This is a genomic window from Citrobacter amalonaticus (assembly GCF_001559075.2).
Classification (GTDB): domain Bacteria; phylum Pseudomonadota; class Gammaproteobacteria; order Enterobacterales; family Enterobacteriaceae; genus Citrobacter_A; species Citrobacter_A amalonaticus_F.
In genome coordinates, this window is sequence record NZ_CP014015.2 from 88,896 (window position 1) to 103,289 (window position 14,394).

Below are 14,394 nucleotides of genomic sequence, written 5' to 3' on the forward strand. Positions count from 1 at the left end.
CTTAAAATCGTTGCCGGATGGTGGCTGTTGCCTTATCCGGCCTACAGGTCATTGACTTCGTAGGCCGGATAAGACGTGTAACCGTCGCCATCCGGCAAAACTTATCCTGCACGAAGCAAGGTTTTCATTTTTTCGCTGCGACAAAACTGGCGCTTCATCTCCACGACAAGTGGGTGTCGCGAAAGTACAAGCATCACCGCGAACGCCAGCGCACCGGCGACAATTTGCGTCGCCAACAGCACGCTCAGTGACAGATGTCCCTGCAGCGCAATACCCAGCCCATAACTCACTGCCAGCGTCGGCAATGAGAGATAGAACGGCAGCCACAGACTCAGAATGTACTGACGATAGCTGGAGCCCAGCACCGGTTTGATCATGACGAAGTAGCTCAGAATCGTGTTGATGATTTGCACCAGCAGGAAGCCCAGCGTCACGCCAATTGCGCCCGCCATCTGCCCGCCGACAATAATCGCCGGGATGAACAGGAACGTTTTAAAGACATTGAATTTAAAGCTGATGTCCACGCGCGCTTTCGCCATCAACAGCGAGCCAATCGGATTGCCGACCGAGCGCAGCAGCCCCACCACGCACAGCAGTTGCAGCACAGGAATAATGCTGTTCCACTTCTCGCCAAAGACCAGTGGCACAAAATTATTGGCAACCACCATCAGGCCAAGCAGCGCCGGGAAGTTAATGATCCCCACCACGGAAAGCAGCTTGTAGAAATTCACGCGCAGCTTCTGGGTGTCGTCCTGAATTTTGGCAAACGCCGGAAACAGCACGCGGGTGATGATGGGGTTAAGCTTCATCGGCGGCACCACCGCCACGTTGTACGCCAGGTTATAGCCCCCTGCGACGCCGGCCCCGAGAATGCGCGCCAGCACCAGCGTGGAAAGGTTGGTATTGACGTAGTTGATGATGCTGTCCGCTGTCAGCCACGCGCCAAAGCGCAAATTGGACGAGACGGACGCCAACGAAAAGTGCAGACCTGGACGGTAAATCTTGCGACCAAAATAGCCAAACAACAGCGTGCGCACCGCGCTGTTTACCAGGTAGCCAAGAATGGCGGTCATGGCCAGCGGCCAGAAATGCGCGCTGACAACGGTAAACGTAAAGCCCGCCAGTACGGAACTGGTTTCAATCATCCCAATCTTGTTGAACTCCAGCTCTTTCTGCATCAGCGCGCGAAACTGCTGCCCGTGCGGGATCACCACAAACGCCAGCGACAGCGTTTTAATCAGCGGCGCCAGATCCGGGTTATGCAGCACATTGCCAATCACATCGCTAAGCAGGAAGACCGCCACACAGACGATGATTCCCAACCCGACGTTCAGCCAGTACAGCGTGGTCAGCTCAAGATGGCTTATCTCCTTGCGCTGAATAATAGAGTTGGCAATACCGAAGTCAGACAATGTATCGGCCAGCGCAATGATCACCAGCGATACGGTCAGCAGGCCGAACTGGTGGTTATCGACGATCCGCGCCAATACCGTCATCTGGATAAGCCCAAGACTGATAATGATCACCGTGGCAATAGCCGACCACTTCGCGCCGCTGATGGTTTTTTCACGTAAGCTCATGACCGTTCCTCAGTACGCCGCTTTGTTAACAAAGCCCTTGAACACCGTCAGAAAAACGATCTTGATGTCGAACCACACGCTCCACTCGCGGATGTACTCCAGATCGTACTCCACGCGTTTTTCCATTTTCTCCAGCGTGTCGGTCTCACCACGCCAGCCGTTGATTTGCGCCCAACCGGTGATCCCCGGCTTGACCTTATGACGCAGCATGTAGCCTTCAATCAGTTGACGATACTGTTCGTTATGCGCCACCGCATGCGGGCGCGGCCCGACGATAGACATCCCACCGGTCAGCACATTAATAAACTGCGGCAGTTCATCCAGCGAGGTACGACGCAGGAAATTCCCCACTCGGGTAACGCGCGGATCGTTCTGCGTCGCCTGTGTGACGACCTTGTCGTTTTCCATCACCTTCATTGAGCGGAATTTCCATACTTTGATCGGTTTACCGTCCATGCCATAACGGGTCTGACGGAAGATGATCGGCCCCGGCGAACTCAGCTTCACCGCCAGCGCAATGCAGCACAGCACCGGGGAGATCAGCAGCAGGATCAGCGACGCCAGCACGATATCTTCCGCACGCTTAAGCAGGCGGTTGATACCCGACAGCGGCGTGTCATACAGCGGTACCACCGGCACGCCGCTCACCTCTTCGATGCGGGAATGCAGAATGTTAAAGGTAAACACGTCCGGAATGAGGATCACCGAACAGGTGGTATCCGCCAGTTCGCGCACCAGTTTTTTCACCCGCGCACCGTCGCACATCGACATGGCGATATAAACGTTATGAATGCGTGAGGCTTTGGCATCTTCAACCAGCTGATCTAAGTTCCCTGCCCAGTCTGACGTCACGCCACCCGGTTTCGGGTCGTGATAGATGCCGACCACTTCAAATCCCAGCCACGGTTCATTGCGAAAGCTGTCGAGCAACGACTGCCCGGCAGGCAGATCGCCCGCGACCGCCACCCGGCGCGTGTTATAGCCACGATGGCGCAGCCAGCCTGCGCCGTAGCGAATAAATGATCGACAAAAGACAAGCCCGACGCTGGTCAGCAGATACCACGCCAGCCAGATGGCGAGACGGTTATCAAAATCGGCATTAAACGCGACCAGACCGGCGCTGAAGACGAGGCTCAGCGTCCAGTTTTGCAGCAGGAGAGTCAGTTCAGTGGAAATTTTGACGCCGCGCCATGAGCGATAGAAATCGGTTATGCCACCCAGCATCTGAAAAACAACCAACGTGATCAGCGCCACCAACAGGTGCATATACAGGAAAGGCAATCCGCTGATTTCGCAGACAACCCACAGCCCGCCAAACATGATGGTGATATCTGAAAAGCGTTGCACCATAGAGATTAACGATGCATTGGTTTTGGCCCGTTCGCGCTTTTTTAGATTTGTCATCGTTGTTCCTGTTATTAGCCCCCTACCCGCTGGCGGGTAAGGGAAGATCTGACCTTACTGATTCAGTAACGCCAGCAGAGTGCGCGTTCGCGCTTCCATCAGCGGAATATCACCGCGTGACTCCACGTTCAGGCGCACCACCGGTTCGGTGTTGGAGGAGCGCAGGTTGAAACGCCAGTCGACGAACGACATGCTGATGCCGTCGGTTCTGTCCACCGCCAGCGCCTCGCGGGCGAAGTGTTGTTCCACCCGCGATAGTGCCGCCGCCGGTTCGTCCAGCGTGCTGTTGATTTCGCCGCTCGCCGGGAATGCCGCCATCCGGTCGCGTACCAGTTCCCCCAGCGACTGTCCCTTCAGACACACCAGTTCCGCCACCAGCAGCCACGGGATCATTCCGCTGTCGCAGTAAGCAAAATCACGGAAATAGTGGTGGGCGCTCATCTCGCCGCCGTAGATGGCGTCTTCGTGGCGCATCCGTTCCTTGATAAAGGCATGGCCGGTTTTCGACATCACTGGCGTGCCGCCTGCAGCCGTCACCACATCCACCGTGTTCCAGGACAGACGCGGGTCGTGAATGATTTTGGCGCCCGGCTGTTTCTCGAGAAACGCTTCCGCCAGCAGGCCGACAATGTAGTAGCCCTCGATAAACTGGCCTTTCTCATTGAACAGGAAGCAGCGGTCGAAATCGCCGTCAAACGCGATGCCCATATCCGCGCCGTGTTCGATCACCGCATTACGGGTGTCGGCGCGGCACTCCGGCAGCAACGGGTTAGGAATGCCGTTCGGGAAGTTGCCGTCCGGGGTGTTGTGCACTTTGATAAATTCCACCGGCACGCCTTGTGCCTTAAAACGCGCTTCAATGGCATCCACCACCGGGCCTGCCGCGCCGTTACCGGAGTTGATCACCAGCTTCAGCGGGGTGAGATTTTTGACGTTGATGTAGCCGAACAGATGATCGATATAGGCGTCACGCAGCGTGATGTGTTTATAGCTTCCGCGCGTCGCGTCGTTCACCGGCGGGAAGTCGTTGGCCTCGGCCAGACGCTGCACGTCGCGCAGACCGGTGTCGCCGCTGATAGGACGCGCGCCTTCGCGCACCAGTTTCATCCCGTTGTAATCCATCGGATTATGGCTGGCGGTCACTTCAATCCCGCCGTCCACGCCGAGGTGAAAGGTGGCAAAATAGATCTCTTCGGTACCCGACAGGCCGATGTCCAGCACGTCAACGCCCGCATCCTGCAACCCTTTCGCCAGCGCCAGCTTCAGCGCCTCACTGGTCAGACGCACGTCGCCGCCCAGCACAATCGTTTTCGGCTTCAGAAATTCGCCGTAAGCGCGACCAATCCGCCACGCAATCTCTTCATTCAGCTCTTCGCCCAGCCTGCCGCGAATATCGTAGGCTTTGAAACAGGTTAATTTCGTCATGTTTTTACCCTTCTTCAGGCAACAGTTGTCCCTGACCCATCTATGGCCAAAAAAATGTTTTTTTATCTTTGTCGGATGGCGCTGCGCTTATCCGACCTACAGAATCACAGGCCCGGTAAGCACAGTTCCGTAGCTTCGTAGGCCGGATAAGCAACGCGCCATCCGGCAGTCTTCGCCTGATGGCGACGCTACGCGCCTTATCAGGCCTACACGCAACAAAACATAGGCCCGGTAAGCGCAGCGCCACCGGGCGCAATAAAGGCGTTAGACCCGGCCGTAGCGATCCTCAAACCGCACCACATCATCCTCTTCGAGGTAAGAACCCGAGCGCACTTCAATCAGATCGAGCGGAATTTTCCCGGGATTTTCCAGACAGTGGGTGGCTCCCAGCGGAATGTAGACAGACTCGTTTTCACCGAGCAATTTGATCTCACCGTCAATGGTGACTTTGGCAGTACCGGCCACCACCACCCAGTGTTCGGCGCGGTGGTGGTGCATCTGTACCGACAGCCCTTCCCCTGGTTTCACGGTGATGCGTTTGACCTGATAGCGGTCACCGGCGTCGATGGAGTCATATTTCCCCCACGGACGGTACACTTCGCGGTGAATATGGTGTTCGTGACGGCCATCGGCTTTGATTTGCTCAACCACTTTTTTCACATCCTGTACCGCATTACGATCGGCGATCAATACAGCGTCTTTGGTCTGCACCACCACCAGGTCTTTCACGCCGACGGTGGTCACCAGTCCCGATTCGGCATAGACGTAGCTGTTTTCGGTTTTATGGCTGATGACGTCGCCGTGATGGACGTTTCCCTCGGCGGTATGAGCGCTGATTTCCCACAGCGAGGACCAGGAGCCAACATCACTCCAGCCCGCATCCATCGGCATCACCACCGCATCCGCCGTGCGCTCCATCACCGCGTAATCGACGGATTCTTCCGGACACGCCAGGAACGATGCCTCATCCACACGGATGAAATCGAGATCCGGATCGACCGCGCTCATCGCGTTTTCACAGGCTTCCAGGATATCGGGACGGTATTTTTTCAGCTCTTCCAGATAGCGTCCGGCGCGGAACAGGAACATCCCGCTGTTCCAGTAATAATCACCGCTGGCGACATAGGCCTGCGCCGTTTCCAGATTTGGTTTTTCCACAAACTGCGCAACGTCAAACGCCACGGCATCGTTTTCACCTGGCGAGACATCGCCGCGACGGATATAGCCGTAGCCCGTTTCCGGCAGATCCGGAACGATACCAAACGTGACCAGCTTTCCGGCTTCGGCGTACGGCATCGCGTGTCGTACCGCGTCACGGAAGGCCTCTTCGTTGGCAATCACGTGGTCTGCCGCCAGCACCAGCATCAGCGGGTCGCAGTCCGGACTGTGCCGTTTTGCCGCCAGCGCTGCTAACGCAATGGCCGGCGCGGTATTGCGTCCCGCCGGTTCGAGAATAATGTTTTCAGTCAGTTTGTTAAGCTGACGCAATTGCTCCGCGACGATAAAACGGTGCTGCTCGTTGCAGATCACGACCGGGCTTTCACACTCCACGCCGTTAAGACGACAAATGGTCGTTTGCAGCATGGTGAGATCGCCTTTCAGGCACAGGAACTGCTTAGGATAAAGAACACGGGAAAGCGGCCATAAGCGGCTACCGGAGCCACCGGCCATTACAACCGGATAGAGTGTTGTCTGACTCATAATTAATCCCCGAATCCCCTTCATTCTTCACGTTGCAGGTGCGTTGTCTTTCCTCGTTCACCCCAGTCACTTACTTATGTAAGCTCCTGGGGATTCACTGCGTCGCCGCCTTCCTGCAACTCGAATTATTTTGGGGAAATATCATTCATAAATTGGCGTAGCACATTCTCTTTATCGAGCGTGCGTTCGGCATATTCACGTGCCACCGTGTTGTTTTTTGGCATGGCGAGCGCCATGGTTACCCCTGCCACCAGCGCATCGACCGATTCCGGCTCAACGCACACCGCGATGCCGGCGTAGCGGTCGCAAAGCTGACCGAGTTCCGTCTCCGGTTCTGCGGTAATCACCGCATTGCCACCCACCGCCAGAATATTGGTCAGTTTGGAGGGCAGAACGGCATCCGCCGCCCCGCGTTTTTGCACCACCAGATGGCAATCGCCCATCTTCAATAGCGCAGGCAGCGCCTCGTACGGCTGCAGCGGGAAAAACAGAACGTTGTGCAGACCGCGCTCGCGGGCCATTTTCTCCAGACGCGCTTTGCCGCCGCCCTGCCCGACGATGGCGAAAATCAGCGGCTGCTCACGCAGTTGTTCCGCCGCCGCAATCACGTTTTCCAGCCCCTGCTTCTCGCCGATATTGCCGGAGTAAAGAATGATTTTTTTGTCATCCGGCAAACCGAGCTGTTGGCGGAGGCTGATAACCTCATCATCGTTAACGTTCTGAAAACGGGCGACTTCTGACCAGTTAGGGAAGAAGATCACTTTTTCTGCCGCCACCCCTTTCGCCTGGGCTTTATTCATCATTGAGCGGGAGATGGTGGAGACATTGTCGACGTTATGCAGACCGCTGCGCTCGAAAGCGGTCGCCAGTTGCGCCACTTTGCCGGTTTTACCGTTGCCCGCCAGACCGAGGCCCAGCATCGCATCGACTTCATAGTCCTGAATGTGCAGCAACGTGCGGGCGCCAGAGAGTTTCGCCAGCAGACGCATTCCCGGCGAGCAAAACAGCGTAGGCACCACGCCGATAATGCGATCCGGCTTCCAGCGACGCTGCGCCATCAGCGGGAAAAAGCTGCTGAGGGCAAAGCTGCCCAGATGCAGTAACCGTTTCAGTGTTGACGGCTGCTTTGGCACATACAGCGGGCAGCGCCAGACGGTGGCGTCACCCTCTTCCCGGCGATAGCGCCAGGCTGAATAACGCTCGCCCACTTTCCACTGCGGGTAATACGGCGGCGCGGTGATAACCCGCACGTCATGGCCTTCACGCGCCATCCACTCCACCATTTCACCGGTGTATTTACCGATGCCGGTTAACTCCGGTGAGTAGTTGATGCCATAAACGAGGATCCTCATAATCCCGGCGCCTTAGCCTGACATTCCGGCAAAAAATACGCCCGACTGTTATCGTGGACGTTGTTGCTCGCCAGCAACGCCTCGGGCGTCAGCCAGCGGTAAGCGTCGTGCTGCGCGTCAGGCAGAGCCAAATCGCGCGTCTGCACCCGCAGACGGAAACCGAGCACGATGTAATGCGTTGAGAAGTCTTCACCGGAAAAGTTGTCGTCATAGAAATGCTGCCAGACGCCATAAAATTCCCCGGCGGATAGCGGCAAACGTTGCCCCAGTTCGGCTTCGGTCAGGCGTTCGAAGGCCGCGCTCAGCGGCTCATCTTTTTGCACCCGGCCGCCGGGCACGAACCAAAAGCCCTGCGCGGGTCGGTTCAGTCGTTTACCCAGCAGAAATTCCCCCTGCGCGTTTTCCACGATCAAATCGATGGAGACAAGCGGCGTGGAACGCACAACGGTGGCAAAATCTTCCTGACGTAAAAACATGTTTACCCCCGGAACCGATGCTGATTCTCAAGGAACCACTGGTATGTGCTGGCAAGGCCAGCGTCCAGTGAGATCTCGTGATACCAGCCCAACTGATGCAAACGGGTCACATCCAGCAGTTTTCGCGGCGTACCGTCCGGCTTCGTGGCGTCAAACACCACGCGGCCTTTGTAGCCCACAACCTGAGCGACGGTCTGCGCCAGTTCGCGAATGGTGCAATCCACGCCCGTACCGACGTTAATGTGCGACAACATCGGCTGGGTGTTCTCCTGCCAGACTTCGCGGTCCAGTTCCATCACGTGGATGCTGGCGGCGGCCATATCATCAACGTGCAGGAACTCACGCATCGGCGTCCCGCTTCCCCACACCACCACGTCCGGCGTACTCTGCACGGTCGCGTCGTGGAAACGACGCAGCAGCGCCGGGATCACGTGCGAATTGCTCGGATGGAAGTTGTCATGCGGACCATACAGGTTGGTCGGCATCACGGAACGATAGTCGCGCCCGTACTGGCGGTTGTATGACTCGCACAATTTGATGCCGGCAATCTTGGCAATGGCGTACGGCTCGTTGGTTGGTTCCAGCGTGCCCTGCAGCAGTTCACTCTCCGCCATCGGCTGTTTTGCCAGTTTGGGATAGATACAGGATGAACCAAGGAACAGCAGCTTATTCACGTTGTGCAGATGCGCGGCGTGAATGATGTTGCTTTCCATCATCATGTTCTCAAAGATGAAATCTGCCGGATACGTGTTATTCGCGACAATGCCGCCTACCTTCGCCGCCGCCAGATAAACCTGATCGATCCGCTCAGTGGCAAAGAAATCCAGCACCGCTTTGCTGTCCAGCAGGTTCAGCTCATCGCGCGTACGCAGCACCAGTTCCACATCGCCGCGCTGTTCAAGCTGTCGGGCAATCGCGGAACCCACCATTCCGCGATGACCGGCAATAAAGATACGTTGTTTGCTCATTCTCAGGACTCCAGCGCGATGGCGACCTCGTAGCCGTGAGATTTCAGCAGGGAGTGTTTCTTCGCCGCTTCCAGGTCTTTGGCGACCATCTCGGAGACCATCTCCTGCAACGTAATTTCCGGTTTCCAGCCCAGCTTCTCATGCGCTTTGGTCGGGTCGCCCAGCAGGGTTTCCACTTCCGCCGGACGGAAGTAGCGCGGATCAACGGCCACCATCACATCACCCGGTTTCACGCCTGGCGCGTCATGACCGGTGACAGAAACCACAATCCCTTTCTCTTCCACGCCTTCGCCTTCAAAGCGCAGTTTGATCCCCAGTTGAGCCGCCGCCATTTCGACGAACTGACGCACGGAGTACTGCACGCCGGTGGCGATCACAAAGTCTTCCGGCTGTTCCTGTTGCAGCATCATCCACTGCATTTTGACGTAGTCTTTCGCATGGCCCCAGTCACGCAGGGAATCCATGTTGCCGAGGTACAGGCAGGACTCCAGACCCTGAGCGATGTTGGCAATCGCGCGGGTGATTTTACGGGTGACGAAGGTTTCGCCACGACGCGGCGATTCGTGGTTAAACAGAATGCCGTTACAGGCATAGATACCATAGGATTCACGGTAGTTGACGGTGATCCAGTAGGCATACAGTTTGGCGACCGCATACGGCGAGCGTGGGTAGAACGGTGTGGTCTCTTTTTGCGGGATTTCCTGCACCAGACCGTACAGCTCAGAGGTCGATGCCTGATAGAAACGGGTTTTCTTTTCCAGACCAAGGAAGCGGATGGCTTCCAGCAGGCGCAGCGTTCCCATCGCATCAACATCGGCGGTGTATTCCGGCGATTCGAAGGAGACCGCCACGTGGCTCATGGCGCCCAGGTTGTAGACCTCATCCGGCTGCACTTCCTGCAGGATGCGCGTCAGGTTTGAGGAGTCCGTCAGGTCACCGTAGTGCAGATGGAATTTCGGGTTGCTCGCATGAGGATCCTGATAGATGTGATCCACGCGCTCGGTGTTAAATGAAGACGCACGACGCTTAATACCGTGAACTTCATAACCTTTTTCCAGCAGAAGTTCTGCCAGGTAAGAACCATCCTGCCCGGTTACACCGGTAATGAGAGCGACTTTAGACATTTTATTACCTCTTTATTATCCCCTAACCCGTTCGGGTTGTAGCAAGGCGGCGACGCAGCTTGTCCAGACGCTTACTGAAGTAAGTGACTGAGTAAGCGAGGAAAGCCAACACCGCTACAGCCCGAGACATGACGGGGAAACGGATTACTTTTCAACGCGTTCGCGTATCACAACTGCGGGATTACCACGGCAAACCGTGTTTGCCGGTAGCGATTTAAAAACACTGCTGCGCGCACCGACGACAGTGCCATCGCCTATCGTTACGCCTGGCGCCACGAACACATCCGTTGCCAGCCAGCATTTATCACCAATCACAATCGGGATGGCGTTAATATCAAAATGCGCACTGGTATGATCGTGACTGCCGGTACACAAATAACTTTTCTGCGAAACCACCGCATGGGCACCAATCGTAATATCGCCGAGCGTATATAAATTGACGTCATCCCCCACCCAGGCATAATCGCCAATGGTTAATTTCCATGGATAGGTAATTTTTACCGACGGTCGAATCACTACGTTTTTTCCTATTTTTGCGCCAAACAGACGGAGCAAAAAAGCGCGCCAGCGATACAACACCTGCGGCGACCAGGAAAATAATGTTGCCTGTATCGCCCACCACAATTGCACTTTAATGACATTTCCGCCGCGAAATCCTTTCGGTACGGAGAAACCTCGTAAGTCCTGCATCATTAATCCTTATATTTCAGACTTTGTTATATAAGGCTTTCGTTTTACCCGTTGTACGTAAGCGTAATAGCTTCGATAATTCAGCCCAAAAACCCGGCACGCGTAATATCTGACGCTGCACTTTTTTGGCGTCTTCGCATAATTCCAGATTATTCGTCGTTGACACGCCACCCATTGAAAATTCAGACACCAGACCGTCCAGTTTTTTAAAGTCATAGCCTTCTTTATACAATCTGGCGGCCAGCGCATAATCGGATGACACTTTATATTGCAGGTCGTAGTGCCAGATTTTTAGTCCCGCCAGTGGGAAAAAGATGGCCTGATGGCTTGCCGGCAGACTGTGGTAGATATACCAGCCGGGTTTCGCGCTACGTTTTGTTTTATGGCCATCGCCAAAATCGAGCAGCGCATCACCGGTAATCATCACGTCATCTTTTTGTGTCTGTAACTGACGCACAACGTGGGCGACATCTGGATGGAAAATATCGCCGGAGTTGAGAAACAGCGCGAACTTGCCACGCGCCATTTCAATGCCCTTGTTCATCGCATCATAGATGCCGTTGTCCGGCTCACTGACAAAGCGTAACTGATAGTTACCGCAGAGGTTTTCCAGAAATTCTTGCGTACCGTCATTTGAGCCGCCATCCACCACGATCCACTCAAAGCTGATGTCGTTCGCCTTTGCCAGATGCGCCAGAGACGCATGGGTTTTGGCGATGCCGTCCAGATTGCGAAACGCGACGGTGATAATACTGAGCAGCATAGGATTAGCCTCATCATACTTTTGTAATATTCAGCGCCTTGCGCAAAATAAACGGACACACAATTAAAAATGCATATTCCGGGCTAAATATCGAGCCGGTAAAAAACAGTGACACCGGTGTAAAAAGATAAAGTTGCACCCGAAAATTCCGATTATCGCCAAATGCGTTTAACGTCATTTTTAAGATTTTCCACATGTACCACAGCGTCATTAACACGGCGAACCAGGAAAAATAAATAATCAGCAGATACAAACCATTGTCTATTGTTTTCCCGACATCTGCACCGTTAAAGATTCCGAATGATGCGACATATTCATAAAGTGAGCCAAATCTGACTACGCCATCAATATGGGTTAAAGAATAACCGACCATCACTAACGGACCGACAATGCGATAATAAGAAGACGACCCTTCCGTACCTAAATCACCCAGACGCGTGGAGATATAGGGAAATGCGAATATCACCCCTACTAAAAACACGGCTAATGAGATTATCGCCAGCGGTAGTTTTTTCTTTATCGCATCCTTATTCAGATACTGAAACGCCCATTCCAGCAGGTAAAACAGGATAAATGTCATTACCCCTGAAAACGATCCTGATAATATTATCCCTGCCAGAATCATAGCATCGGTTTTAGGCGTTTTGATACCAAACTGTTTGATGCTGAGCCAAATTGAGATTAACGCCAGAGCAAAAAATGCCGGTTCGAAATAGAGCGCGGTGGTTCGCTTGCCGCCAAATTTAATAAAGTTCAGTACATAGCTATTACTGTAAATAAGATACTTCGAAATTCCTTCCATCAGGCTGCTGCCACCGGTCAGGATAATTTGCGCCATTTCCGCCGCCGCCAGCATCACCACCAGCGCCACCACCAGATAGAAAAAGCGCAAGATCTTACGGTAGTTATGCGGTGAAATGGTTTTGAAGCGAATGCTCCAGACCATGCCGATAATGATCACGATATAGACAAACAGCATCGTCGAGGTGACGTACTTGCTGGCGTCCAGCGACTGACCGAACAGATAGTTAAATGCCGTAAGCCCTGCCCCAATTCCTAACGCAATCATCAGCTTCTTAATGCTGATTCGCTCAACGAACAGCAGCAACAAAACGGGTAAAAAAGTGACGATGGTGATAGGGAAACTTTCGCCCAGTTGGGCAATTTTGACGTTGACCAGCAGGTAGATCAGCGGTAGCAGCAGATAGCTACAGATTCTGATAGAACGAGACATATTCCTCCAGCATCTGTTGACCACTGTATGCCGCACGGCTGCGATCGCGAAATTCACTGAGCGACGTGCCAAAAACGGTTTGGGCGATCCGGGTTTTGCCCATCTGCACCAGTTGCAGCACCTCTTCAGCGGCAAACGTTTTTCCGCCCGACTTGTGCAGCACCTCTTGCGCCGCGTCGCTGTGGGTGGCGATCACCGGCACGCCGATTGACAACGCTTCACATAAAATCAGCGGGTAGTTGTCCACGCGGGAGCTGAACACCAGCGCGTCCATTTGGTTGAGCGCGCTCATCAGCTTGCGTTTGTCGGTTTCAAAGCCGTGATTTACCACGTTTGCCCCGTCAAACGGCGAGAATTTGCCAAAGGTATGCAGTTCAACCTTATCGCCCAACGCCATCATGTCGCGTACCAGACGCTGATTGGTTTTCCCGTCGTAGCGCAGGTCATGAGCCACAATCGCAATTTTCGGTTTCCCCTGCGTCTCATTGACCGGAGACAACTCCGCCAGAATCGCTTCAGTCGCCACATCAATACCATTGTTGATAATGCGGCAGCGCCCTGCGCCGTACAGGCTGTTAAACGCATCGGCAACGTGTTGGCTTGGAGAGATAAACTGGCAGCCCAGCGCCAGCATCTGGCGGAATAGCTGGCGTTTTCCGTCGACCAGGTTATGCGCGCGGTCAACTTTCACCGGCGGGTAATTATTAAGCGTCGGGCATTTCTGGCAGCCGGTTTTCCACCCCTCGCAGCCGTCGGTAAAGGCGCAGCGCCCGGTGACGCTCCAGTGATCGTGTAGCGTCCAGACCAGCGTGACGTCCGGCTTGTGGTTTTTCACCTTTTCGCAGAACGCCACGACGTCAGCCAGATTCAGCCAGTAGCTGTGCAGGACGTGAAAATGCAGCACCAGCGGGCCTGACGTGCGGGTCACGGTACGGTAGAGATTGTTCAGATTGCCAAACAGATCGCGATTGAACAGACGAAACAGGGCGATATTAGCCACTGACGTCAGACGCGGCGTCTGTTTGATGACATGGGAATAGTGGCTATGGCTGACGCTCTTTTTCCCGCCTTTGCCATAGCCGTATATAAATTGCGAAGCCAGCCCTTTTTGCAGCGCGCGCTGATGCAGATCTAATGCCACCCCAGCCGCACCGCCTTCCGCCAGTCGCACATTAAATTGCAGAATATTCATTTAATTACCTTAACCCGGGCCTTCTCGCCCACCACCAGCGCATTGTCCGGGATGCTGTCGAGCACCACGCTGCCTGCGCCAATCGTCACGTTATTTCCGATGCGGATGTCACCCAGCACGATCACGTTGGCACCCAGTTCCACGCCGTTGCCAATCACCGGACAGGCCAGGCTCTCCGCCCCGCGATTGCCGAGAGTGACACCATGACGAACCGTGAAATCGTCACCGGCTACCACGTTTTTGTTGATCACTACGGCATAACCGTGATGAATGGTGAAGCGTCGTCCGATGGTAGCCGCCGCCTGAATTTCATAGCCGAACAGACATTCGGTTACCAGCCGATACAGCACCAGCACCGGCGCAGCCCACACATTGTTCAGCACGTTTTTTTTGCGCCAGACGGAGCAGAAATGGGCGACCCGGTAAGCCAGCACCATGCAGCACGGGCGCAGGCTCCAGCTGTTCGCGCGGATATCTTCCAGCAT

At 54.7% G+C, this 14,394-nt stretch carries 13 protein-coding genes; all 13 read right to left on the reverse strand.

The genetic code is table 11. The annotated features are described in order from the left end of the window. Window positions 1-101: 101 nt before the first annotated feature. The 13 genes from wzxC to wcaB all read right to left on the reverse strand — a co-directional run bounded on the left by wzxC (window position 102) and on the right by wcaB (window position 14,394). Window positions 102-1,580, reverse strand: coding sequence for a colanic acid undecaprenyl disphosphate flippase WzxC (gene wzxC, locus AL479_RS00480; protein ID WP_061074645.1), 1,479 nt, complete (start codon window positions 1,578-1,580; stop codon window positions 102-104). Between the two features lie 9 nt (window positions 1,581-1,589). Next, entirely contained in the window at window positions 1,590-2,984 is a 1,395-nt protein-coding gene (gene wcaJ, locus AL479_RS00485) for an undecaprenyl-phosphate glucose phosphotransferase (RefSeq protein ID WP_061074646.1), read from the reverse strand. 54 nt (window positions 2,985-3,038) lie between these two features. After that, entirely contained in the window at window positions 3,039-4,409 is a 1,371-nt protein-coding gene (gene cpsG / locus AL479_RS00490; RefSeq protein ID WP_061074647.1) for a colanic acid biosynthesis phosphomannomutase CpsG, read from the reverse strand. Between the two features lie 264 nt (window positions 4,410-4,673). Continuing rightward, on the reverse strand, window positions 4,674-6,110 hold the full coding sequence (gene cpsB / locus AL479_RS00495) for a mannose-1-phosphate guanyltransferase (RefSeq protein WP_061074648.1): 1,437 nt from the start codon (window positions 6,108-6,110) through the stop codon (window positions 4,674-4,676). 125 nt (window positions 6,111-6,235) lie between these two features. Continuing rightward, window positions 6,236-7,462, reverse strand: coding sequence for a colanic acid biosynthesis fucosyltransferase WcaI (wcaI, locus tag AL479_RS00500; protein ID WP_061074649.1), 1,227 nt, complete (start codon window positions 7,460-7,462; stop codon window positions 6,236-6,238). Further along, window positions 7,459-7,938, reverse strand: a complete 480-nt coding sequence (locus AL479_RS00505; RefSeq protein ID WP_061074650.1) for a GDP-mannose mannosyl hydrolase — start codon at window positions 7,936-7,938, stop codon at window positions 7,459-7,461. Before AL479_RS00505 ends, wcaI begins: the two co-directional genes overlap by 4 nt. 2 nt (window positions 7,939-7,940) lie before the next feature. Further along, window positions 7,941-8,906, reverse strand: a complete 966-nt coding sequence (gene fcl / locus AL479_RS00510) for a GDP-L-fucose synthase (protein ID WP_061074651.1) — start codon at window positions 8,904-8,906, stop codon at window positions 7,941-7,943. 2 nt (window positions 8,907-8,908) lie between these two features. After that, entirely contained in the window at window positions 8,909-10,030 is a 1,122-nt protein-coding gene (gene gmd / locus AL479_RS00515) for a GDP-mannose 4,6-dehydratase (protein WP_061074652.1), read from the reverse strand. A gap of 144 nt (window positions 10,031-10,174) precedes the next feature. Continuing rightward, complete coding sequence (gene wcaF, locus AL479_RS00520) at window positions 10,175-10,720, reverse strand: colanic acid biosynthesis acetyltransferase WcaF (protein WP_061074653.1); 546 nt, start codon at window positions 10,718-10,720, stop codon at window positions 10,175-10,177. Between the two features lie 16 nt (window positions 10,721-10,736). Then, on the reverse strand, window positions 10,737-11,483 hold the full coding sequence (gene wcaE, locus AL479_RS00525; protein WP_061074654.1) for a colanic acid biosynthesis glycosyltransferase WcaE: 747 nt from the start codon (window positions 11,481-11,483) through the stop codon (window positions 10,737-10,739). A gap of 13 nt (window positions 11,484-11,496) precedes the next feature. Further along, entirely contained in the window at window positions 11,497-12,717 is a 1,221-nt protein-coding gene (gene wcaD, locus AL479_RS00530) for a colanic acid polymerase WcaD (RefSeq protein ID WP_061074655.1), read from the reverse strand. Beyond that, window positions 12,692-13,909, reverse strand: coding sequence for a colanic acid biosynthesis glycosyltransferase WcaC (wcaC, locus tag AL479_RS00535; protein ID WP_061074656.1), 1,218 nt, complete (start codon window positions 13,907-13,909; stop codon window positions 12,692-12,694). Before wcaC ends, wcaD begins: the two co-directional genes overlap by 26 nt. After that, window positions 13,906-14,394: a colanic acid biosynthesis acetyltransferase WcaB gene (wcaB, locus tag AL479_RS00540; RefSeq protein ID WP_061074657.1), complete on the reverse strand. Its 489-nt coding sequence runs from the start codon at window positions 14,392-14,394 to the stop codon at window positions 13,906-13,908. The genes wcaC and wcaB overlap by 4 nt, the downstream gene beginning before the upstream one ends.

What these genes read in the sequence shown, in the direction of transcription:
- wcaD (WP_061074655.1), bottom strand. Translation starts at nt 12,717, where the DNA reads ATGTCTCGTTCTATCAGAATCTGTAGCTATCTGCTGCTACCGCTGATC.
- cpsB (WP_061074648.1), bottom strand. Translation starts at nt 6,110, where the DNA reads ATGAGTCAGACAACACTCTATCCGGTTGTAATGGCCGGTGGCTCCGGT.
- wcaJ (WP_061074646.1), bottom strand. Translation starts at nt 2,984, where the DNA reads ATGACAAATCTAAAAAAGCGCGAACGGGCCAAAACCAATGCATCGTTA.
- wcaF (WP_061074653.1), bottom strand. Translation starts at nt 10,720, where the DNA reads ATGCAGGACTTACGAGGTTTCTCCGTACCGAAAGGATTTCGCGGCGGA.
- fcl (WP_061074651.1), bottom strand. Translation starts at nt 8,906, where the DNA reads ATGAGCAAACAACGTATCTTTATTGCCGGTCATCGCGGAATGGTGGGT.
- wcaE (WP_061074654.1), bottom strand. Translation starts at nt 11,483, where the DNA reads ATGCTGCTCAGTATTATCACCGTCGCGTTTCGCAATCTGGACGGCATC.
- wzxC (WP_061074645.1), bottom strand. Translation starts at nt 1,580, where the DNA reads ATGAGCTTACGTGAAAAAACCATCAGCGGCGCGAAGTGGTCGGCTATT.
- wcaC (WP_061074656.1), bottom strand. Translation starts at nt 13,909, where the DNA reads ATGAATATTCTGCAATTTAATGTGCGACTGGCGGAAGGCGGTGCGGCT.
- wcaB (WP_061074657.1), bottom strand. Translation starts at nt 14,394, where the DNA reads ATGCTGGAAGATATCCGCGCGAACAGCTGGAGCCTGCGCCCGTGCTGC.
- cpsG (WP_061074647.1), bottom strand. Translation starts at nt 4,409, where the DNA reads ATGACGAAATTAACCTGTTTCAAAGCCTACGATATTCGCGGCAGGCTG.
- gmd (WP_061074652.1), bottom strand. Translation starts at nt 10,030, where the DNA reads ATGTCTAAAGTCGCTCTCATTACCGGTGTAACCGGGCAGGATGGTTCT.
- wcaI (WP_061074649.1), bottom strand. Translation starts at nt 7,462, where the DNA reads ATGAGGATCCTCGTTTATGGCATCAACTACTCACCGGAGTTAACCGGC.
- AL479_RS00505 (WP_061074650.1), bottom strand. Translation starts at nt 7,938, where the DNA reads ATGTTTTTACGTCAGGAAGATTTTGCCACCGTTGTGCGTTCCACGCCG.